The sequence below is a fragment of the Curtobacterium sp. TC1 genome, from assembly GCF_019844075.1.
Lineage (GTDB): Bacteria > Actinomycetota > Actinomycetes > Actinomycetales > Microbacteriaceae > Curtobacterium.
Map to the genome: position 1 here is coordinate 2632412 of NZ_CP081964.1, position 22174 is coordinate 2654585.

17 protein-coding genes are annotated in these 22174 nt (G+C 71.7%); 9 read left to right on the forward strand and 8 right to left on the reverse strand.

Annotated features, from left to right (window positions below):
• The first annotated feature begins 42 nt into the window (after positions 1-42).
• Positions 43-1422 carry an O-antigen ligase family protein gene (locus KZI27_RS13465; protein ID WP_222658001.1) on the forward strand — a complete coding sequence of 460 codons (1380 nt, stop codon included), beginning with the start codon at positions 43-45 and terminating at the stop codon, positions 1420-1422.
• 53 nt (positions 1423-1475) lie between these two features.
• Here the strand turns inward: KZI27_RS13465 and KZI27_RS13470 are convergent, their stop codons facing one another.
• Positions 1476-2834, reverse strand: a complete 1359-nt coding sequence (locus KZI27_RS13470) for a hypothetical protein (protein ID WP_222658002.1) — start codon at positions 2832-2834, stop codon at positions 1476-1478.
• Positions 2835-2965: 131 nt separating this feature from the next.
• Between KZI27_RS13470 and KZI27_RS13475 the strand changes: the two genes are divergently transcribed.
• Positions 2966-4252 (forward strand): O-antigen ligase family protein, encoded by a 1287-nt coding sequence (locus KZI27_RS13475; protein WP_148061793.1) that lies wholly within the window; start codon positions 2966-2968, stop codon positions 4250-4252.
• Positions 4253-4666: 414 nt separating this feature from the next.
• Here KZI27_RS13475 and KZI27_RS13480 read toward each other — a convergent pair whose 3' ends face one another.
• Positions 4667-5413, reverse strand: coding sequence for a polyprenol monophosphomannose synthase (locus KZI27_RS13480; protein WP_222658003.1), 747 nt, complete (start codon positions 5411-5413; stop codon positions 4667-4669).
• Entirely contained in the window at positions 5410-7899 is a 2490-nt protein-coding gene (locus KZI27_RS13485) for a glycosyltransferase (protein ID WP_222658004.1), read from the reverse strand. The genes KZI27_RS13480 and KZI27_RS13485 overlap by 4 nt, the downstream gene beginning before the upstream one ends.
• Before the next feature lie 138 nt (positions 7900-8037).
• Here KZI27_RS13485 and KZI27_RS13490 point away from each other — a divergent pair, with 138 nt between their 5' ends.
• Positions 8038-9354, forward strand: a complete 1317-nt coding sequence (locus tag KZI27_RS13490) for a glycosyltransferase (RefSeq protein ID WP_222658005.1) — start codon at positions 8038-8040, stop codon at positions 9352-9354.
• A 91-nt stretch (positions 9355-9445) separates the two neighbouring features.
• Here KZI27_RS13490 and KZI27_RS13495 read toward each other — a convergent pair whose 3' ends face one another.
• Positions 9446-11995 carry a hypothetical protein gene (locus KZI27_RS13495; RefSeq protein ID WP_222658006.1) on the reverse strand — a complete coding sequence of 850 codons (2550 nt, stop codon included), beginning with the start codon at positions 11993-11995 and terminating at the stop codon, positions 9446-9448.
• On the reverse strand, positions 11995-12588 hold the full coding sequence (locus KZI27_RS13500) for a hypothetical protein (protein WP_222658007.1): 594 nt from the start codon (positions 12586-12588) through the stop codon (positions 11995-11997). The genes KZI27_RS13495 and KZI27_RS13500 overlap by 1 nt, the downstream gene beginning before the upstream one ends.
• Positions 12589-12778: 190 nt before the next feature.
• Here KZI27_RS13500 and KZI27_RS13505 point away from each other — a divergent pair, with 190 nt between their 5' ends.
• From KZI27_RS13505 to KZI27_RS13530, 6 genes are all read left to right on the forward strand, one after another.
• Entirely contained in the window at positions 12779-13681 is a 903-nt protein-coding gene (locus tag KZI27_RS13505; RefSeq protein WP_222658008.1) for an ABC transporter permease, read from the forward strand.
• Between the two features lie 3 nt (positions 13682-13684).
• Positions 13685-14914, forward strand: coding sequence for an ABC transporter ATP-binding protein (locus tag KZI27_RS13510; protein ID WP_222658009.1), 1230 nt, complete (start codon positions 13685-13687; stop codon positions 14912-14914).
• Complete coding sequence (locus KZI27_RS13515) at positions 14833-15948, forward strand: glycosyltransferase family 2 protein (protein ID WP_222658010.1); 1116 nt, start codon at positions 14833-14835, stop codon at positions 15946-15948. Before KZI27_RS13510 ends, KZI27_RS13515 begins: the two co-directional genes overlap by 82 nt.
• An 86-nt stretch (positions 15949-16034) precedes the next feature.
• Positions 16035-17186, forward strand: coding sequence for a glycosyltransferase family 4 protein (locus KZI27_RS13520; RefSeq protein ID WP_222658011.1), 1152 nt, complete (start codon positions 16035-16037; stop codon positions 17184-17186).
• The gene (locus KZI27_RS13525; RefSeq protein WP_222658012.1) at positions 17183-18037 is read left to right on the forward strand and encodes a glycosyltransferase family 2 protein; all 855 of its coding nucleotides are present in this window, start codon (positions 17183-17185) and stop codon (positions 18035-18037) included. Before KZI27_RS13520 ends, KZI27_RS13525 begins: the two co-directional genes overlap by 4 nt.
• 50 nt (positions 18038-18087) lie before the next feature.
• Positions 18088-18633 (forward strand): DUF805 domain-containing protein, encoded by a 546-nt coding sequence (locus KZI27_RS13530; protein ID WP_222658013.1) that lies wholly within the window; start codon positions 18088-18090, stop codon positions 18631-18633.
• A 121-nt stretch (positions 18634-18754) separates the two neighbouring features.
• Here the strand turns inward: KZI27_RS13530 and KZI27_RS13535 are convergent, their stop codons facing one another.
• The 3 genes from KZI27_RS13535 to KZI27_RS13545 are packed head-to-tail and all read right to left on the reverse strand — an operon-like array spanning position 18755 to position 22104.
• Positions 18755-20602 carry a glycosyltransferase gene (locus KZI27_RS13535; protein ID WP_222658014.1) on the reverse strand — a complete coding sequence of 616 codons (1848 nt, stop codon included), beginning with the start codon at positions 20600-20602 and terminating at the stop codon, positions 18755-18757.
• An 8-nt stretch (positions 20603-20610) separates the two neighbouring features.
• Complete coding sequence (gene rfbA, locus KZI27_RS13540; RefSeq protein ID WP_111085998.1) at positions 20611-21474, reverse strand: glucose-1-phosphate thymidylyltransferase RfbA; 864 nt, start codon at positions 21472-21474, stop codon at positions 20611-20613.
• 21 nt (positions 21475-21495) lie between these two features.
• Positions 21496-22104: a dTDP-4-dehydrorhamnose 3,5-epimerase family protein gene (locus KZI27_RS13545; protein WP_222658015.1), complete on the reverse strand. Its 609-nt coding sequence runs from the start codon at positions 22102-22104 to the stop codon at positions 21496-21498.
• Positions 22105-22174 lie beyond the last annotated feature (70 nt).

Here is a 22174-nt window from a genome sequence, read left to right on the forward strand (position 1 = left end):
TCCGGGGACTCCGTGGCCGCCCGCCGCCGGTAGCCTGACGTCGTGACGAACACCTGGCCGCTGGCACGCGGGACCGTACCCGAGCGCGAGGCGTTCGCCTTCGGTGCGACCACGATCTTCGTGCTCTTCGCCGGCGACGCGGTCCCGAACACCCTCACCTGGGTCGGCGCTGGCATCCTGTGGGCGCTCGTGGCTGCCTGGGGCATCACGATCCTGGTCCGGGCGAAGCCGCCGCTCGTGCGCTCCCCCTGGCCGCTCTGGGCCTTCCTGGCGTGGTGCATGCTGTCGGTCGTCTGGTCGCACTGGCGCTTCGCGACGATCTCGAGCCTGACCGTGCAGGTGATCTGCGCCGCCGTGGCCTTCACGATCGCCTCCACCCTGACCTGGCGCCGCATCCTCGACGCGCTCAGCCTCGCGCTCCGCTGGGTGCTGCTGCTCTCGATCCTGTTCGAGGCCGTCGTCGCCGTGTTCGTGCGGCACCCCATCGCGCCGATCTGGACCGACTACGGCGACGCCGACATCCCGGACGCCTTCTACTTCTCACGCGCCGAGCTCTTCACCGGCGGCCGCATCCAGGGGCTGCCGGGCAACGCGAACCTGCTGGCAATGGTCGCGCTGCTCGTCGCGATCGTCGTCGTGCTGCAGCTCGCCGAGGGCCGTATGCGTCGGCAGCGGGCCACCGGCTGGCTCGTGGTCGCCGCTCTCGGGTTCGTGCTCACCCGCTCGTCGACGGTCATCGCGGCCGCGCTGGTCGTCGCCGTCGTCGCCCTGGTCGCCGTGTGGATGCGCCGGGTCCCGACGGAGCGACGCACCCCGCGGTACCTGCTGCTCGCGCTCGGCGCACTCGTCGTCGCCGTCGCGGCGTTCGTGCTCCGGGGGCCGGTCTCCGAACTGCTCGGCAAGGGGTCCGACGCGACCGGACGCGGTGAGATCTGGGCGAAGGTCCTCGGCCTCATCGACCAGCACGCGGTCGTCGGCTGGGGATGGATCGGCTACTGGTGGCCCGGCATCCCGACCCTGGCCGACCTGGCCCACCGCAAGGGCGTCACGTACCTGCAGGCGCACGACGCCTACCTGGACGTCTGGATGCAGACCGGCATCATCGGGCTCGTCCTGTTCCTGCTGTACGTCGTCACGACGCTGTCGCGCTCGTGGGCGTGCGCGACCCGGATCGGCTACGACGCCGCGCTCCGTCCGCGCACGTTCGACCCGGTGTCGCTCCTGCCGCTGCTCGTCGTCGTCGCACTGCTCGTGCAGTCCGTCGCCGAGTCCCGGCTGCTCTACCAGGGGAACTGGGTGCTCTTCGCGCTCATCGCGATCAAGACCCGGATCGTCCTGACCGGCGAGGAACCGACCTCGACCGGCGACGGCCCGCGCACCCCGCCGGCGAAGCGCGAGTTCCGCTGGGCCACCACGCGCTGAGCGGCGAACGGCCAGCGGTCAATGGTCAGCGGTCCGGTGTCAGCGGTCCGGTGTCAGCGGAACAGCCAGGCGCACGCGACCGGTGACGACCACGGGTTCGACCGCACCCGCACGACCTCGAGCGTCGGGTCGGCGCGACACGCCTCGGCGGCGGCGGGCAGCTGCTCCGCCCACACCGGCCCGTCACTGCGCCGCGTGTCCGCGGGCGCGACGTGCAGGACGGCGGCCGTGACGACGGCGGCGGCCACGCACCAGGCGGCCAGCGCCCCGACGAGGCGACCCGTGCCTCCCGTCCGCTGCGCGACACGCGACCACCGGTCGGCGTCCACCAGCGCGGCGGCGGCGACCACCGCGGCACTGACGAGCAGCAGGCCGGACGCCGCGGCGTAGCGCTGCGGCGGGATCGCCGCCATGGCGGAGGTGGGGTCCGCCCACGGCTGCCCGGCACCGTCGTTCGCGAGCAGGGCCGCCCACCACACGGCACCGGACGCCACCGCCAGCGCGACGACCATCCACCGGCTGCGGGGCGGACCGACGACGACGCCCGCGGCCAGGACCAGCACCAGTGCGCCGGCCGGCACCAGGACCGGCGCCCAGCCGTGCTCCACGACCGTGGCGACCACCACGCCGAGGTGCGGGTCCCACGCGCCGGCGACGGGCCGGAGCAGGAACCCGGCGAGCACGTCGCGGAACGCCGGAGCACCGGGTGTCAGGTCGCGCGGGTGGGTGAGGGTCGTGACGACCTGGACGACGGCCGCGGCGAGCGCCACGACCGTGACGGGCAGCGGCAGCAGGCGCGCGTGACGGACCCCTCCCGACGCAGCGCGCCGCCGGGGCCACGCGAGCAGGAGCAGCGGCGTGAACAGGATCGCCTGCGGCTCGGTGAGCACCGCGAGTCCGGCCACCACGGCGAGCGCGGCTGCGCCCCACCAGGTCCGGCTGCGGTGGGCGAACACCCACGGCACCAGCACGAGCACGTACCAGTGCAGGTTCGCGGCGTTCCCGCTGATCTCGTAGGGCGCGAGCGGCAGCACGACGGGTACGGCGGCGAGGACCAGGCGGAACGGCCACGGTCGGACCACGTCGCGGGACAGGACGAAGACCAGCGCGCACACGGCGCCGACGACCAGGCAGGACGACAGCGAGACGACCTGGGCGTACCGGGCGGTGGGCAGCGCGTAGCCGAGGTCGACCACCATCCGGGGCAGCAGGTGGACGTACCCGGCGTACGGGTGCAGCAGGGTGTCCACCGGGCCGAGGGCGATGCGTTCCCGCAGGAAGACCCCGCCGTCCTCGGCCCAGACGGTGTTCCGCGGCACGGGACCGAGCCGGTACCAGGCGAGCGCGGCGGTGGCGAAGCCGATGACGACCGCGACCAGCGGCAGGCCGGCGGCCCTCCGCAGGGGGTCCATTGCAGTGAAGCTAGGTGAGCATTGCGCATCGTCGATGACGCCACACCGCGGATCGTCGATACCGCGTTTCCGCGATGCGGGCGGCTCGTCACAAGGTCGTACGCCAAGATGGACGCGTGACGGACGGCCGGGTGAGCAGACACGTGCTCGGGCGCCGGTACCTCTCCGCCTGGATCGGCTTCTCGGCCGGTGGACGGTTCAGCCAGGCGCTCGCGACGGTCATCGTGCTGTTCGGGTTCGGGCAGCCGACCGTGCAGGCACTGGTCGGCCGGTCCGGCACGTGGGCCGTGCTCGTCACGCTGTTCGTGCTCGCCGGGCTGAGCCTGCTCGGGCAGCGGTACCGGATCGAGTGGCACGGCGTGCTCCCCCTCTCGCTGCTGGCGTTCGTCGGGTACTGCGCGTTGAGCGTGCTCTGGAGCGAGTACTCCTGGGTCGCCCTGCGCGGGCTCGTGCAGACCGTCTGCTTCATCGGGCTCGGGCTGTACCTCGCCCTCGGGCGGGACCTGGTGCAGGTGATCCGGGCGTCCGGTGACGCGTTCCGGATCTTGCTCGTCGTCGCCCTCGGGCTCGAGGTGCTGTCCGGACTGGTGCTCGACGTCCCGCTGCCGGCCTTCGGGATCCGTGGAGACATCGCGTACGGCGGCCCGATCCAGGGCATCGGCGGGACGCGCAACTTCATGGGCTTCATCGCCGCGATGGCTCTGGTCACCTTCGTCGTCGAGTTCCTCACCCGCTCCGTGACCATGTGGCGCGCGATCGGCTCGACCGCCCTCGCCGTCATCGCCCTCATGCTCGTGCAGTCCCCCATCACGGGCCTCGCGATGATCGCCCTCGCCGTCACCGCCCTGGCCCTCTGGTCGCTCCGGCACGCGCGGCCCGCCACCAGACCGGTGGTCAACGGCGTCCTCGGCTCCGCCGTCCTGCTCACGCTGGTGGTGGCGGTGTTCGCCCGGCACCGGCTGCTCGCCGAGATCGGCGCGGCCGGGGGCACCGCGACGCGCATCGACCTGTGGTCGCAGATCCGGGTCCTGACCGAGCGCTACCCGATCCAGGGCTGGGGGTGGGTCGGGACGTGGCCGACCGAGCCCGTCGTGCCCTACGTCACGCTCATCGACCCGGCCGGCGCACGGTTCACCTCGGGCCTCAACGCGTTCGTCGACGCCTGGCTGCAGCTCGGGGTGGCGGGCACGATCATCCTCGGCATCGCCGCGCTGCTGGCCTTCGCGCGGGCGTGGGTGACGGCGACGACGTTCCCCGGGGTCGCCTACGTGTGGCCGGCCGCGGTGCTGGTGCTCCTCGCGGTGACGAGCGCGGCGGAGAGCTACCTGCTGCACGGAGCGGGCCTGATGTTCTTCGTGACGGTGCTCGTCATCGCGGCGCGGCGGCGCTCGTGGCGCCGGCACCTGCCGCGGGCGTAGCGCGCGGGGGGCGCGGGGCGCGGCGCGCTTCGTGAGCAGGAATGGTCGAGTCCGCCGCGGCGAACCGACCATTCCTGCTCACCGAGCGGGGGGTGAACGGGCAGGGCGCCGGACGGGAGGCCCGTGGCGGGCCCGACCCGGGCCTCCCGTCCGGCACGCCACGCGGTCCGGAGCCGCACATCGTGAGCAGGATCGGTCGAGTCCGGCACAGCGACCCGACCGTTTCTGCTCACGATGCGCCAGCCACCGCCGACGCCATGCCTGCTCGTGCGCGAACCGCCGAGGTTCCAGAACACGCCGCCCGTGTGTCGCCGAGGTTCCACGAAACGACGGTGGGAGCGCCGAGGTTCCAAGATCTCGGAACCGCGGGGCGGACGACTTCCTCGGGGCGGGGCGGGGGCGGTGGCGCGCGCGCTACGGGCGGGTGGGGCGACCCAGGCGGCGCTGCAGGCCCCACTGCGTGACGCGGAGCATGGCCTCGACCACGATGGAGCGGCTCATCTTCGAGACCCCGTGCACGCGGTCACGGAACCGGATCGGCACCTCGACGATGCGGCCGCCCAGGGCGTCCACGCGCAGCGTCATGTCGACCTGGAAGCAGTACCCCTTCGAGTCGATCGACCCGAGGTCCATCCGCGCGATCGCGTCGGAGCGGTAGACGCGGTACCCGGCGGTGATGTCCCGCACGTGGATCCCGAGCACCAGCCGCGCGTACGTGTTCGCACCGCGGCTCAGGGCCTGACGGCGGAGCGGCCAGTCGACGACCGATCCCCCGGGCACCCAGCGCGACCCGATCGCGAGCAGGACGTCGTCCGAGGCGGTGACCGCGTCGATGAGCGCGGGCAACCGGTCGGCCGGGTGCGAGCCGTCCGCGTCCATCTCGACGAGCAGCGGGTAGCCGCGCTCGAGCCCCCACCGGAACCCGGCGACGTAGGCCGTGCCGAGCCCGAGCTTGCCGGCGCGCTGCAGCAGGTGCACCCGGTCGTCGGCGGCCGCCAGGGACCGCACGATGTCGCCGGTTCCGTCCGGGCTGCCGTCGTCGACGACCAGCACGTGGACACCGGGCGCCGCCGTCAGGATCGCGTCGGCGATGGCGCGGATGTTCTCGGCCTCGTCGTACGTCGGGACGACGACGAGGGCCGTCGTCTCGGCTGGGTTCACCGGTTGCCGAGGCGTCGCTTGATCTTCCCCGCGACGCTGCGCGGGCCCTCGGTGCGGAAGTAGTGCACCGCGCGGCCGACGTCGTACCGGACGCCGGAGAGCTTCTTGCGGTCCGGCACGCGCACGCGCATCGTGTGGGGCGCGAGCTTCGTGCTGGTGTCGCGCACCGACTTGTCCGCCGCGCGGATCGGGTTGCGGCAGAACTCGACGAGCGGCGCCAGGACGTTCTCCCACGTGAACTGCTCGCGCACACGGTCGACGTTGGCGATGAACCGGGCCCGGGCCTTCTTGTCGAAGAGCGCCGTCTCGAGCGCCGTGGCCAGGCCGTCGACGTCCTGCTCGTGCACCGCGACGCCGAGCTGCTCCTCGGCGACGAGGTCACCGAACGAGTCGCCGGCCGTCGTCACGATCGGCAGGCGTGCCCACAGGTAGTCGAGGATGCGGGTGCGGAACGAGAACGTGGTCTCGAGGTGCTCGTAGTGCGTCGAGACGCCGGCGTCGGCCTCGAGCAGGTACGCGCCGCGCTCCTCGTACGGGATCCACGAGTCGTTGAAGAACACGTGCTTGCCGGTCAGACCGAGGGCGTCGGCCTCGGCACGGACCTTCGCGACGATGTCCATCTCGGGGACGTCGGGGTTCGGGTGCTGCACGCCCATGAAGAAGAGCTTCACGGACGGTCGGCGTGCGGCGAGCTGCGCGATCGAACGGACCAGGGTGATCGGGTCGAACCAGTCGTAGATGCCACCGCCCCAGACGACGAGCTTGTCGTTCTTGCCGATGCCCGGCACGACGCCCTTGACCCGCGGCTGGTCGTGCACCGGCGGGGTGGAGGACAGCCCGAACGGCACGACGCCGATGAGCGAGCGGAGGTCGGCGTCGCGCGAGTACGTCCGCGCGTTCACCCGGCCGGAGCCGGCGAGCTGGCCGAGCCAGAACATGCGCTGCCGCTCCGACGCGCAGATGAAGTAGTCGCCGAGCTCGAGCTGGTGGTTGAGCGTGTCCGAGGCGTCGAGGATCTGGCGGTTCCACTGGTCGACGTCGTCGCTGCGGCCCTGCTCGAGCTGCTCGAGGTGCAGCGGGTCGTACACGTCGACGACGAGGATCTTGCTCGTCGACTCGAGCACGGGGAACAGCCGGAGCGCGTGGCCCTGCACGATGATGACGTCGGCCCAGCCCTCGTGCTCGACCATCTGGCGCGGGTGGCGGTGCGGCACGGTGACGACCTCGTACGACGGGTCGATCTGCGACGAGCGGGTCAGGCTGACCACGCGCACGTCGTGCTCGGACGCGAGCTGCTTCGCCATCTGGGTGGCGCGGATCGCCGGACCGGCCATCTTCGCGCCGATCGAGTCGCCCGTGATGATGAGGATGCGACGACGGGTGCCGACCTCGAGCACGCCGAGCGAGTGCACGATCTTGTCGTAGCCGGCCAGGTAGTCCTCGATCGGGTACGCGGGTTCGTCGCGGTTGCCGAACAGGCGCAGGAGCTCGCGGTCGCTGCGGACCCGCGTGGCCTGGATCGCGCGGCGCGACTCGGTCATCGACGGCAGCTGCTCGACGAACTGGTCGACGCCGTAGATGCCGGCCATGCTCGTCTTCGGCACCGGGATGGTGGGGACGCTGTCGTCGCCGGGGTTCCGCAGGTCGAGCTCGGTGGAGTCGAGCTCCCCGCGACCCACGGCACGGCGGACGGCGAGCGCCAGGGAGCCGGGCAGGGCGGCGGCGAGCTGCTCGTCACCGAGGTTCTTGTACAGCGTGAAGAGGGCGTTCCGCTCGAGCAGGTAGGTCTCGCGGAAGTCGCCGAACTTGTTCATGGACGCGTGGTGCTTGTGGAACGCGACCGACTTCGGCTGGTACCGGAAGCGCCAGCCGAGCAGGTTGAGCCGCCAGCCCAGGTCGACGTCCTCGTAGAACATGAAGTAGCGGTCGTCGAAGCCGTCGAGCTGTTCGAAGAGCTCGGCGCGGATGAACATCGCGGCGCCGGTGCCGAACAGGACGTCGGTCTCGCTCTCCCAGCGACCGGTGTCCGGCGACCCGGCGAACGGCTTGTAGCCCATGCCGTACCAGGTCATCGCGGCCTCGGTGAAGTCGATGTTGACGCCCTCCCAGTCGAGGACCTTCGACGCCACGGCACCGATGTCGGCGCCGGACGCGAACGTCGCCATCGCCTCACGCACCCAGCCGGTGTCCGGGCGGGCGTCGTTGTTGAGGAACGCCACGACCTCGCCGGAGGACTTCTCGACGCCGAGGTTGCAGCCGCCGGTGAAGCCGAGGTTGGCGCCGGCGTCGACCAGGGTGAAGTCGAGGTCGGACGCCTGCAGGCGACCCAGGTGCTCCGGACCGGAGCCGTTCTCGACGACGATCACCTCGAGCTTGTCCTGCGGCCAGTCCTGCTTGCGGAGTTCCGCGATGCTCGTCAGGGTGTCGTCCGTGCCCTTGTAGTTCACGAGGATGACGGACACGACTCCCGGCTTGCGCTCTGTCACGCGAGTTCCTCCAGCAGCTGCCGCGCACGGGCGCGGATCGGTGGCTCGGCCCACGGGGTGCCGCGAGCCGATGACACCCTACAAGGCGCGCCCCGCCACTCCCCTGTGGCCGCCGCCGATTCGTGCAGAATGGGCCGCGTGACTGCCGCAGTGATCCCGAACACTCCCCTGTTCTCGCCCCTCGCGCAGGAGTACGCGGCCATCGCGGCCGGTGCGCACGCCGAGGGGCCGCGCGGCACCGTCCGGTTCGCGGTCTCGACGGCTGACCCGGCCGAGGGCAAGGGCGACCTGTTCGTCGCGCTCGGGCTCGCGCGGGCGCTCCGTGCCGAGGGCTGGGGCGTCGCGATGTGGCCGCTCGAGCGCTGGGGTGAGGCGGTCCCCGCCGACACCGCCGTCGTGGTCAGCATGATCGAGTCGTTCGTCCCCGGGTACGTCCCCGCCGGCACCGCGCTGGTCGCGTGGGTGCGGAACTGGACGGCGAAGTGGGCGGCGCTGCCCTACCTCGACGAGTTCGATGCGGTGTGGACGTCGTCCGGCATCGCCCGCGACGCCGTCGCCGCGCAGTACGACGGACCCGTCGAGGTGGTCCCGATCGGCGTCGACCTGGACCTGTTCACCGACGAGCGTCCGCACGGCGCCGGCACCCCCGCGGCGTCGACCGCGCCCGAGCGCACCGACCGTGCCGTCGCGACCGTCAACTTCTGGGGTGTCCGCCGCCGCGTGCAGGACGTGCTCGCCGAGGTCGCGCCGCCCGAGCCGATCGTGTGGTTCGCCGCGAACGTCGACCACGTCGAGGCCACGGCCGGCGTCGAGCTGCGTCCCGCGGTGTCCTACTTCGCGCTGCCCGAGGTGTACCGCGCCGCCGGCTTCGTCGTCGACGACGTGATCGCCCCGGCCGCCGAGTACGGCACCCTGAACTCCCGCCTGTACGAAGCACTCGCGTCCGGGGCGCTGCCCGTGACCGACTGCGCGCTCGGCCTCGACGAGCTCGGCCTGTCCGACGTGCCGGTCTTCGACGACGCCGCGTCGCTCGAGCGGGTGCTCGCGATGCCCCGCGCCGAGCGCACGGCGCTGACGGCCCGACTCCGTGCCGTGGTCGTCGAGCGGCACTCGTTCCGGGCGCGCGCCGAGCAGGTCGGTCCGGTCCTGGACGCTGCCGTGACGATCGCCTCGGGTCGGTCCGGCGAGCGGAACGCGTTCCTGCGCTGGGCGACCGCGCAGCGCGAGGTCCTGCGCCAGGCCGAGCAGGACCGCGACGTCCACCTGGCCGGGGTGCAGGACATCAACCGGCGACTGGTCGCGTCGGAGCAGCAGGTCGGCGCGTACGACACGGCCCGCCGTCAGGCCGAGGCGGAGCGCGACCAGATCGCGGCGCGGTTCGCGGGCCTCACCCGGTCCCCCGAGTACCGGCTGCTGCACGGCGTGGGCCTGATGGCCCGGCGTGTGCGTCGCTGACGTCCAGACAGCACTGACGTCGCGACCACGGAACGGACGGGAGGCCCGTGGCGGATCCGCCACGGGCCTCCCGTCCGTCACGGGTGACCGTCTACTGCACGGTCACCGTCTTCGTGCCGAAGCTCTTGTACGTCCCGCTCGGCAGGTCCTGGTAGTAGACGCGCACGGTGTGCGTGCCGGGCTTCAGCCCGGTGAGCACGCGCGACAGCCCGACGTCGGAACCCCAGTTCGGGTAGTTCTTCTGCACGTCCGTCCGGGTCGCGTTCGCCGTGCCCGGTGCGATCGCGACGCCGTCCAGGTGCATCTTGTACTTGACCGGGTCCCAGACGTCGGGGTCGATCGCCCAGCCCCGGACGGTGACGGTCCCCTTGCCGCCGGTGACGGAGTCGAACGAGCCCTTCACCACGCCGCCGTTGCCGGTCGTGCCCGTCGCGGGCGGGTCGATGACCGTGAAGGACTTCGTACCGAAGCTCTTGTACGTGCCGCTCGGCAGGTCCTGGAGGTACACGCGGACGGTGTGCGTGCCCGCGCTCAGGCCGGTGAGCTGCACGGACAGCCCGACGTCGGATCCCCAGCCCGGGTGGACCGCCTCGACGTCGGTGCGCTTGGCGTTGACCGTGCCGGGGGCGATCGCGACGCCGTCCAGGTGCATCTTGTACTTGACCGGGTCCCACACGTCGGGGTCGATCGCCCAGCCCTTGACCGTCGCGCTGTAGACGCCACCGGTGACCGACTCGTACGAGCCCGTCACCGAGCCGGTCTTGCCGGTCTTGCCGGTGGTGCCGGACGACGGGGCCGTGGCCGACGTCACCTTCACGGTCTTCGTGCCGAAGCTCTTGTAGGTGCCGCTCGGCAGGTCCTGGAAGTAGACCCGCACGGTGTGGTTGCCGGCGCTCAGGCCGGTCAGGCGGAGCGCCAGGCCGACGTCCGAACCCCAGGACGGGTGCTTCGCCTCGACGTCGGTGCGGGTGGCGTTCGCGGTACCGCTGTCCGTGCTGACGCCGTCGACGTGGACCTTGTACTTCACCGGGTCCCAGACGTCCGGGTCGATCGCCCACCCGCGCACCGTGGCCGTGCCCGCACCGCCGGTGACGGACTCGTACGAGCCGCGGAGTGCTCCGGTCTTGCCGGTCTTGCCGGTGGTGGGGGCGCTGACGGTGACGGACTTCGACGCGACCTTCACGTAGTCGGTGCCGGGCTTGTCCTGCGTGTAGAGCACCACGCTGCGGGTGCCCGGCGTGATGCCGCCGATCGTCTTCGAGAACCCGAGGGTGCTGCCGACGCCCTTGTAGACCTTGGCGACGTCGGTGCGGGTGCGGTCGGCCGTGCCGGTCGCCTTGCTGACGCCGTCGACCAGGATCTTCCACGGGGCGGGCTTCGCCGAGTCGGGGTCGAGGACCCAGCCGCTCGCGGTGATCGTGCCCGCGCTGCCGGTGACGGTGTCGAGTGCACCCTTCGGGGCTGCGCTCACGACGGTGCGGGTGTAGCAGCCGAGCAACGTGTTGCTGCCCTTGCCCTGGTTGATGGCGTAGGTGCACACCGAGTGCTTGCCGACGCTCAGCCCGGTCAGCTCGGTCGAGAAGCCGTGCTTGAGGTTGTTCGCGCCGAGGGTGGCGGACAGGTCGGGCCGGTTCACGTTCGCGGTGACGGTCTTCGCCCCCGCGCCGTCGACGTAGAACGCGACGCGGAGCGCGTTCGTGGTGTCCGGGTCCACGGCCCAGCCGCTCACGGTGATCGACGAGGTCGAGCTCGGCGTGACGGCGTCGACGTTGCCGTACGGGTTGCCGCCGCCGGTCGCCGAGCCGAACCAGTCGGTGTACATGCGCCAGAAGTTGCGGTTGCCGTACGCCGAGCAGCTGTCGCCGGTGCCGTAGAGGTTCGACATCGCGGCGGTGTTCGGCGTGTACGGGGTGTAGATGTACAGCCCCGCGGTCGCCTGGTTCTGGATGTAGACGGACTTCCGACCGCAGGCCGCGTTCGGGTTGAGGAGGATCGAGTTGGTCCGGCCCGCCTGGTACGCCCACGAGGTCGGCGACGCCTGGTAGCGCTTGAACTGCAGGGCGGCGGCGTAGACCTGCTGGCCGAAGCCGAAGTACGCCGGGTCGCAGGGCGCGGTGTCCGGGCATGCGAAGCCGGTGGCGTGCAGGTACATGTAGGACGTCGGCGAGGACGTCGTGACGATGCCCTGCTCCTTCTGCAGGAGCACGAGGAGCACCTTCTGGCTGATGCCGCACGCGGCGCCGACCTGGGCGATCATCGTCGCGGCCGACTTGGTGCCGCCGGCGATGGCGCTGCACCGGCCGGAGACGGCACCGATCGCACTCATCTTCTGCGAGAAGTCCTTCAGGCAGGCGGGGCCGCCGGAGGCCTTCTTGCAGTTCGGGGCGACGCTCGTCAGGAACGACTGCACGGCCGCGGCGTTCATCGCCGAGCCGTTGTAGAAGTTGGCGTCGCTGATGATGTTGCCCGGGTCGAAGTCGCCGGCGACGGCGGCCGAGGCGGACTCGGTCGTGGTCTGCTCGGACAGGATCGTGCCGAAGGTCAGCCCGCTGACGGCGACGGCGAGCGCAGCGACGAGCGCGAGGGACGCTCGGAAGGGTCGGCGACGGCGTCCGTCCGACTCGGTCTGGATGGAACGCATCACGGCACCTCCGCCGGCATCGGGTCGGACGTCGTCGACGCGGAGCCGACGGCGTAGGTCAGGGTGACGGACCAGGTGCCGCTGGGGACCTGGGCCGCGGGGAACGCGACCTGCGCGCAGTTGACCGAGGACGCGCTGGCCTGCGCCGCGCTCGTGGCGGTGCGCGTGACGCTCCCCTTCTTCGCGGTGAACGTGCAGGTCCCGCTGGTGTCGGTGGTGCCCGAGACGAGTCCGCCAGCCTGCAGCGTCTTCGAAGCCGTGTCCCAGCCGCTGTACGTGACGACGGCGGTGGCCGGGAAGTCCGACGGGTCGGTGTCCGGCTCGTTGGTCGAGCCGCTCCCCGGGAAGGCACCGGGGGTGTCGTCGTCCGAGGCGGTGGGGTCGTCGGTGGCTTCGGACGCGGGCGACGACGCGGTGCCGGTGGGCTCCGCGGTCGCCGAGTCGTCGGCGGTGGGGGTCGGACTCGCGGTGCGGGTCGGCGATGCGGACGGCGTCGGGGTGGCGTCGTCGCCACCTCCGGAACAACCGGCCACGAGGAGACTGAGGGCACCGACCACCGCGAACGCAGCGATCGGCCTGGATGCGAGGAGCATGCTGACGGGCCGTCCTGTGGATGTTGACAAGGGTCCGGGTTGCGACAACGGTAACCCGAAAGTGAAGGTTGAGGGTTGGATCGGTCCGGAATCACCCCCGCTCGGGGTGCACGACGGCCGTCGCCCATCCCTGCCGCGCGGGCCCGGTGAGTATGCTGTTCCGGTCCTGCCCCCACGAACGAAGAGACGTATGGTCGATCAAGCCCGCATGACGGCGCTCGCGAAGGAACCCCTCGTCGTGATCGGCGCTCCGACGAGCGCCTTCCGCGGAACCTGGCGGGAGCTGCGCGACGTCTTCCGGCAGCGCGAGATGCTCGGGATGCTCGTCCGACGCGACCTGAAGGCGCGGTACAAGGACTCGGCACTCGGGTTCGTGTGGACGCTCGTGCGCCCGCTGACCCAGCTGCTCATCTACTACTTCGTCATCGGCAAGGTCCTCGGTGCCGCCAACGGCATCGACAACTTCGCGATCTACGTCTTCACCGGCCTGACCGCTTACACGCTCTTCAGCGAGATCGTCGCCGGGTCGACCGGCTCGATCGTCGGCAACTCCGGACTGATCAAGAAGGTCTACGTCCCCCGCGAGGTCTTCCCGCTCGCCAGCGTGGGCGCGGCCCTGGTGAACTTCACGATCCAGTTCGCGATCCTGCTCGCCGCGACGGTGGTCATCGGCGTCTTCCCGTTCCACGAGGGTCTGGTCTACCTGATCCCCTCGCTCGCCGTGATCCTCGTCTACGGCGCGGCCATCGGTCTGGTGCTGTCCGCGCTCAACGTCTACCTGCGCGACGTCCAGTTCGTCATCGACGTCGGCCTGATGGTCCTGCTCTGGGCCTCGCCGATCGTGTACTCGTACTCGCGGGTGGTCGCCACCGTGAACACCGACTGGCTCATCACGGCCTACACGAACAACCCGCTGACGCTGTCCGTGCTCGGCATGCAGAACGCGATCTGGCTGCACGACCCGGCCGACGTCACGTACCCGGACCACCTGATGCTGCGCCTCGGCATCGCGTTCGTCATCGGTGTCCTCTGCCTCCTCGGCGCGCAGCGGGTGTTCTCCCGTCTGCAGGGCAACTTCGCGCAGGAGCTGTAGACCATGGCCATCAGCACCCCCGTCGCACCGACGCCCACCGAGGGTACTGCCGAGCGCCCGGACGTGATCGTCATCGACCACGTCCGCAAGCGCTTCACGGTCCGCAAGGACAACACCCTGCGCGAGCGCATCGTCACGCTCGGTCGTGCCGGCCGGAAGCACCGCCAGGATTTCTGGGCCCTCGACGACGTCACCGTGTCGATCCAGGCCGGCTCCACCGTCGGGCTGATCGGCCAGAACGGCTCCGGCAAGTCGACCCTGCTCAAGGCGATCGGCGGCATCATCCAGCCGACCTCCGGCACGGTGTCCCGCCGCGGTCGCCTCGCCGCGCTGCTCGAGCTCGGCGCCGGCTTCCACCCCGACCTGTCCGGGCGCGAGAACGTCTACCTCAACGCGTCGCTGCTCGGCCTGAGCCGCAAGCAGACCGACGAGAAGTTCGACGACATCCTGGCGTTCTCGGGGATCGGCGACTTCATCGACACCCAGGTGAAGTTCTACTCATCGGGCATGTACGTGCGACTCGCGTTCGCCGTCGCCGTGCACACCGACCCCGACGTCCTGCTCGTCGACGAAGTGCTGGCCGTCGGCGACGAGGCGTTCCAGCGCAAGTGCCTCGACCGCATCCGCACCTTCCAGGAGGCCGGCAAGACGATCATCATCGTCACGCACTCGCTCAGCCAGGTGCAGGAGATGTGCGACCGGGTGGTGCTGCTCAACAAGGGCAAGGTGCTGCACGACGGCGATCCCGTCCAGGCCGTGAGCATGTTCCGCGAGGTCCTCGAGGAACGCCGCCAGGGCGAGCTCAGCACCGACGTCGCCGTCGGCCGGGGCAAGGTCATCGGCGCGAGCGTGCACGTCGACGGCAAGGAGCCGCGCGCCGAGGTCGTGCCCGGCGACGACCTCGTCGTGGACATGGAGTTCGAGCACCTGGACGGCATCGCCGACTGGGAGGCCGCGGTGCAGATCAACAACGCCGGCGGCCAGGTCGTCTACGGCACCACCACCGGCATCATGGGCCTCGAGCTGCAGCCGCTGCACGGTCGCCGGAAGCTCCGCCTGCGGATCGCCGACACCGCGTTCGGCACCGGCAAGTACTTCATCAACGTGTCGATGATGGACTCGGCCGGCCGTCACCTGCACGACATGCCGGAGTGCGACTCGTTCGAGGTGCCCGCCTTCGACAACGCCGTCGGCACGGTCTACGCGCAGCCCTCGATCGAGGAGCTGGACTGAGCCCCACCGACGACACGCTCCGCACCGCGGTCGTCGTCGTCAACTGGGAACGCGCCGACCTGACGACCGCCGCCGTCCGCGCCGTGCTCGCCGGTGGTGCGGCCGACCAGGTGGTCGTCGTCGACAACGGCTCGTCGGACGACTCCGTCGCCGTGCTCCGCCGGGACCTGCCCGACGTCACCGTCGTCGCGCGGGAGCACAACGACGGGTTCGCGGCCGGCGCGAACACCGGCATCCGGCACACGGACGCCGACGTCGTCGTGCTCCTCAACAACGACGCGGTCCCCGCGCCGGGCTTCGTCGCGGCGCTCCGCGACCACCTGGCGCAGGCGGGGCCCGAGGTCGCGGCCGTGACGGGCCGCATCGTGCTCGCCGGACGCTGGACGGGCCTCCCGGTCGGTGCGACGCCCGCACCCGGCCAGCGCGTGCTGCAGGGCCACGACGGCCGCCTGTGGACGCCATCGGGCGACGGCGAGGTGCGCCTCAACTCGACCGGCGTGCGCGTCGACCGCGACGGCAACGGCATGGACCGCGACTGGTTCGCACCCGTCGACCGGGTCGCCGACGTCGACGTCTTCGGCTTCTCCGGCGGCGCCGCCGCGCTCCGGCGGAGCGCCCTCGACGACGTCGGCCTGCTCGACGAGTCGCTCTTCATGTACTACGAGGACACCGAGCTCGCGTGGCGGCTCCGCCGACGCGGCTGGCGCGTGGAACACGCCGCCGACGCCGTCGTCGAGCACGACCACTCGGCGTCGTCCGGCGTCCAGAGCGACCTGTTCCGCTTCCGCAACGCCCGCAACCGGATGGTCGTCGCGCTCTGGCATGCTCCGTGGCCGACCGTCCTGCGGGCGAGCGCCCGCACCCTCTTCCGCGGCCTGCGCGGGATGCTGTCCGGCACCAGCCGACGGGAGGCCCGGCTCGTCCTGGCAGCGTTCGCGGACGTCGTCGGGGCGCTCCCGTCGCACCTCGCGCGGCGGCTCCGCGAGTCGCGGCGCGCCTCCGTCCCCCGCCGCAGCGTGGACCCGGGCGCATGAGCGCGGAGGGCTATCCTGGTCACTCCCCTGCTCGCTCCCCCGCCGACGGTCCCGACCGCCGCGCCCCCGTTCGGAAGGACCCACGCGTGCCGCAGCTCACCGTCCTCGTCGACGGGACCGCGGTACCGCGTGAACTCGGCGGTGTGGGTCGCTACGTCGAGGGGGTCGTGTCGCACCTGACCGACCCGGCGCTCGACGTCCACCTGGTGGTCCGCCCCGTGCACGCTCCGCACTTCGCCGCCGTCGCGCCGCACGCGACCGTGCACACCGCGCCGGGCTGGACCGACTCCGTGCCGCTCCGGTTCCTGTGGGAGCAGACGGGGCTGCCGGCACTCGGCCGCCGCCTCGGCGCGCAGGTGCTGCACTCCCCGCACTACACGTTCCCGTTCGGCTGGCGCGGCGGATCCGTCGTCACGCTGCACGACGCCACCTTCTTCTCGAACCCCGAGTGGCACTCGCGCCTGAAGCGCACGTTCTTCACCTGGTGGAGCCGTCGGTCCCTGCGCTCCCGCCCGGTCGTCATCGTGCCGAGCGCGGCCACCGCGACCGAGGCCGCCCGGGTCGTGACCGGCATCCGCGCCGACGTCCGGGTCGCACCCCTCGGCGTCGACCGGGCCGTGTTCCACGAGCCGTCCACCGCCGCGGTCGAAGACGCCCGGATCGCCGCGACCCTGCCCGAGGGGGCGCCCTGGATCGCGTTCCTCGGCACCATCGAACCGCGGAAGAACGTCACCGCGCTGCTGGACGCCTACGCCACGGTGCGGACGTCGCGTGCGGCCGCCGGCGCGGACACGCCGTGGCTGGTCCTGTCGGGCGCCCGGGGGTGGGACGAGTCCGCGATCGCTCGCCTCGACGCCCTGCAGCCCGACGAGCACGTGATCGAGGCCGGCTACCTGCCCCTCGAGGACCTGGCCGGCTACCTCGGCGGAGCGGAGTTCGTGGTGTACCCGTCACTCGGCGAGGGCTTCGGCCTGCCGGTGGTCGAGGCGATGGCCTCCGGCGCGTGCGTCCTGACCACGAGGCGGTTGTCGCTGCCCGAGGTCGGCGGCGATGCAGCCGTCTACACCGAGCCGTCCGCCGACGCGCTGGCGTCCGCGATGACGAGGCTGCTCGACGACCCGTCGCTCGTCGCGTCGCACCGGGCGGCCGCGCTGGCCCGGGCCGCTTCGTTCACGTGGGAGGCCACGGCAGCCGTGCACGTCGGTGCCTACGAGTCCGTCGCCGGGGGCACACGGTGATCCGCGTCGCGGTGCTGACGGTCACCTACAACACCGGCGAGACCATCCGGCCGTTCCTGGCGAGCGTCGCCGGGGCCTCGTCGGAGCCGGTCGCCGTCGTGATCGCCGACAACGGCTCGACCGACATCGACGCACTCCGGGCCATCGGGGAGTCCTACGGCGCCGTCGTGGTGTCCTCCGGGGGCAACCGCGGCTACGGCGGGGGCATCGATGCCGCGCTGAGCGCCCTCGACGACGTGCTGCCCGACGTCCGGCCCGAGTTCCTGCTCGTCACGAACCCCGACGTCGTGCTCGGCGAGGGTTCGATCGACGAACTCGTGCGTGCCGCCGACCGGCTGCCGTCCGGCGGCTCGTTCGGCCCGCGGATCCTCGACGAGCAGGGCGAGACCTACCCGTCCGCACGCCAGCTGCCGTCACTCCGGACCGGCCTCGGTCACGCGGCGTTCTCGCGGTTCTGGCCGGCCAACCCGTGGAGCCAGCGGTACTGGTCCACCACGCAGGTCGTCGAGCGCGAGGCCGGCTGGCTGTCCGGAGCGTGCTTCCTCATCCGCACGTCGTTGTTCCGTGAACTCGGCGGCTTCGACGAGTCGTACTTCATGTACTTCGAGGACGTCGACCTGGGCCAGCGCGTCGGTCGCTCGGGTCGGGCGAACGTGTACGTGCCGACGGCCGTGGTCACCCACACCGGGGCGCACTCGACGTCGTCCAACCGGCGCCGGATGGAGATCGAGCACCACCGCAGCGCGTACCGGTTCCTGTCGCGGAAGTACCGGGCGTGGTGGCTCTGGCCGCTGCGGGTCGCCCTGCACGCGGGCCTCTCCGCCCGCGCCCGCTGGGTCACACGCAAGTAGCCCGGTCGGGGGCCTGCGGGGCGGTGCGGGACCCCGCTAGGCTCGGCGCCGTGCACCGCGACCCGGAACCCTGGCTCGGCTGCGGCCCGATCGACGCCGCCCGTCGCTACTGGTCGGGGGCGTTCACGTTCCGCCGTGCCCGTGCGAGCCGGGCCGAGTTCTGGTGGGCGCGCGCCGTCGACGTGCTCGTGGTCTGGCTCGTCGTGACGTTCGTGCCGATGGCCACCGGGATCCCGGACGCCGACGACTCGATGTCGACCTTCCAGAACACCCCCGGGTTCCTCGGGATCGGGCAGTCCGTCCTCAGCCTCAACGGCAGCCCCGACGGCTGGCACGTCGTCGCCCAGGGTCCGCCGTCGCAGTGGGTGCTGTTCGTGTGGTGCGTGCTGACGGCCATCCCGAACCTGGCACTCGGCGCGCGACGACTCCGCGACATCGGGTCGCCGGCGTGGATCGCGCTGTTCGGCGGCTTCCCGCTCATGGACCTGTTCCTGCTGCTCGGTGCCCTGCGCCGCAGTTGGCTCCCGACGCTCCGGTCGGACCCGGATCCGGAGGCTTCCGACGCCGAAGTCCCCGTCGCCCACCGCGCCGCGTAGGGGGCACGGCCAGTCGACGCCGGGCGCGCCCCGGCACGGTCATCGCGCCCCAACTCTTCGGGGCGCGATGACCACGGCGGGGCGCAGCTCGGGACGGGGCTCGTCGACGCGGAGCGACGGGTCAGGCGCGGAGGCGGGCGCGCTCGGTACGGGCGGCCTCGAGCAGCACGGCAGCTCGGGCGTCGAAGGAGTGCTCCGCGGCGATGCGCGACGCGACCGCCGCCCGTTCGGCAGCGGACGGCCACACCCGCGCCGGGTCGAGGAGCGCGGCGAGCTCGTCACGGGAACGCGCGGCCGCGAGCGTCGGGACGTCGAGCACCTCGGGCAGCCCGGCGACCTCGTCGGTGACGACGACTCCCCCGGACGCCAGCACGTCGAACACCCGGTTCGACACGAAGCCACCTGCCGCCATGTCCGCCCAGTGGTCGTTGAGCACCACGCGCGCCGAGGCGTAGGCCGTCGCGACCTCGGCTCGGGTCAGGGATGCTTCCCCGAGTGACTCCGCGGGGACGAGTGCTCCCCAGCCGGGCCCGTGCACGCGGAGGTCCGTTCGAAGCGCCACCGCGTCGGAGACCACCGGGCGCGCGGCGCCGCGGGTCGAGCCGACGAACACCACGCGATCGGCGTCCGGACTCGTCGCCGAACGGGCTGCGGGACGGAACACCGACGGGTCGGTCGCCTGCAGGAGCGTGCGCACCGGCACGCCCGACCGCGCAGCAGCCGTCGCACCCCAGACCGGACCGGCAGCGAAGGCCGCGTCGAACGACCGCAGCTCGGTGTCGGAGACGTCGTCGGGGTGGCTGATCACCCAGAGCAGGTTGACGGACGCCGGGTTCGGCGGCACCCGGTCGAGCCCGCGGATCACGAGCGTCACGTCATCGGAGGCGTCGTCGTCCCGCACGTGGGCGTCACGCCGGTCGATCCGGACGCGCTGCCCGAGCCGTTCGAGTGCCCCGGCCAGCTCCGCCGCGAAGTGCACGTCGCCCCAGCCGTCACCCTCGGGCCCGGCGGGAGCGGCGATCTTCAGCGACCAGGTGAGCGGGTCGGTGGCGCTGCTGGTCGTCCGGCGGACCGGTGTCACGGGTCGTGCTCCCCACGGCGGCAACGGCGGCCCGGCGGAGACCGCAGCGCCCCGGCCGTCGACCGAGTCCCGTCTCGCGTCCCGCCACGACGAGAACACGTCCACGGTGGCAGCGTCGATCGTCCGCCCGGGCTCAGCGAGTCGGACGGTCTCACCGACGTCCTCCACCAGGATCGTGGGACCCGACTGCGGTCGCTGGCGCACAGCGCACGCGTGCGTCCACCCGACGAGCGTCGTCTGCTCGTCCGTGAGCACGGGCGCAGGGACGATCGCGGCCCGGGGCACAGCGAGCACGGGTTGATCGGCACCGAACACCGAGCCCCCCGTGCCGAACGGACGGTCGTCCGACCACGGGAGTGCGCCGGGACGGATGAGCAGTGCACCGTTCCGCGCCGAACCGTCCGCCGTGCGCACCGAGGCCTGCACCAGGCGGTGGACTCCAGTCTCGGCGAGCGCGCGGAGGCCGGCAGCGTCGATCGTCACCGAGGTGTCGACGAGCACGAGGACCCGTCCGACCCCGGCGGCGAGACCGGCGTTGATCGCCGAGCCGAGGCCGTCGACCGGCACGGTCCGCACCCACGGCAGCCGACGACCGAACGGATCGCGCGGCGAGGCGTCGGCGACGTAGCTCACGGCGCGGACGTCAGCCGCGCGTCCGAAGGCCTCGCGGGCGACGGCGACCAGGCGCGCGACCTCGGCGTGCCGGTCCGAGCGGGTCGTGACGAGGACCGTGACGTCCTGGTCCAGGTGCGGCAGGGGGTCGTCGAAGCCGGCCACGCGGACGACGTCGGTCGTCGTCGCGGACGCGGGACGGGCCTCCCGGTCGGGGTGGCCGGTCGCCGTCATGTCGCGACGACGCCGACCGAACCACCCAGAACCGGACGCCACGGGCGGTGCTAGGCGCCGAGGAGCCGCTGGAGGTAGACGCCGTACCCGCCCTTGACGAGCGGTGCGGCGAGCTCGGCGAGCTGCGCGTCGTCGATCCAGCCGTTGCGCCAGGCGATCTCCTCGATGCAGCCGATCTTGAAGCCCTGGCGGTCCTCGATGACCTTCACGTACTCGGACGCCTGCATCATCGACTCGAACGTGCCGGTGTCGAGCCAGGCCGTGCCACGGTCGAGGACCTGGACGCCGAGCTCGCCGGCCTCGAGGTAGCGCTCGTTGACCGTCGAGATCTCGAGCTCGCCGCGTGCGCTCGGCTCGATCGTCTTCGCGATCTCGATGACCTTGTTGTCGTAGAAGTACAGGCCGGGGACGGCGTAGTTCGACTTCGGCTCGGCCGGCTTCTCCTCGATGGAGACGGCGGTGAAGTCGTCGTCGAACTCCACGACGCCGTACGCCTTCGGGTCGGCCACGTGGTACGCGAAGATCGTCGCGCCGTCGACCTCGGTGTTCTTCCGCAGGTTCGTGCCGAGGCCGGTGCCGTGGAAGATGTTGTCGCCGAGGACGAGTGCGACGCTGTCGTCGCCGATGAAGTCCTCGCCGATGACGAAGGCCTGCGCGAGTCCGTCCGGGGACGGCTGGACGGCGTACTGGATCTCCATGCCGAAGGCGGAGCCGTCGCCGAGCAGGGCCTTGAACTGCTCGTTGTACTCCGGCGTCGTGATGACGAGCACTTCGCGGATGCCGGCCATCATCAGGGTCGACAGGGGGTAGTAGACCATCGGCTTGTCGTAGATCGGCATGAGCTGCTTGCTGATGCCCTTGGTGATCGGCCAGAGGCGCGTGCCGGAACCGCCGGCGAGGATGATGCCCTTCATCGGGATCGCTTCCTTACTTCGTTACTTCGTCGTGCGGAGGGACTCGGTGTAGGCCACGCACTCCTCGTACGTCGGCAGCAGACCGGCGGCCGCGGCCTCTTCGAGCGTCGGGGCGCTCGTGTCCTTCTCGGAGAGCACCGGCTCACCGATGCCGTCCGGCAGTTCCAGCCCGACGGTCGGGTCGAGGATCGTGATCCCCTTCTCGCGCTCCGGGTTGTAGTGCGCGCTGACCAGGTAGTTCACGGTGGACTGGTCCTCGAGCGCGACGATCGCGTGGCCGAGGCCCTCGGACAGGTACACGGCCTTGCGGTCGACGTCGTCGATGCGGACCGAGTCCCACTGCCCGAAGGTCGGCGAACCGACGCGGATGTCGACGATGTAGTCGATGAAGGCGCCACGGACAGCGGTGACGTACTTCGCCTGGCTCGGGGCGACGAGGGCGTAGTGGATGCCCCGCGCGACGCCGGCCGACGAGATCGACATGTTCACCTGGCGGAGGTCCAGCGGGTGACCGACCGTCTCCTCGAGGACGTCGGCCCGGTACGCCTCGAGGAATGCTCCTCGTGCGTCGCCGTGCTGGACGGGCGTGAACTCCCACGCGCCGGGGATCTTCAGTTCGCGGATCTGCACCGGGGAAGCCTAGCAAGGTGGCGCATCGCATAGGCTGTCCTGGTTCTGTGCCCCGCGCCCCGCGCGCTGC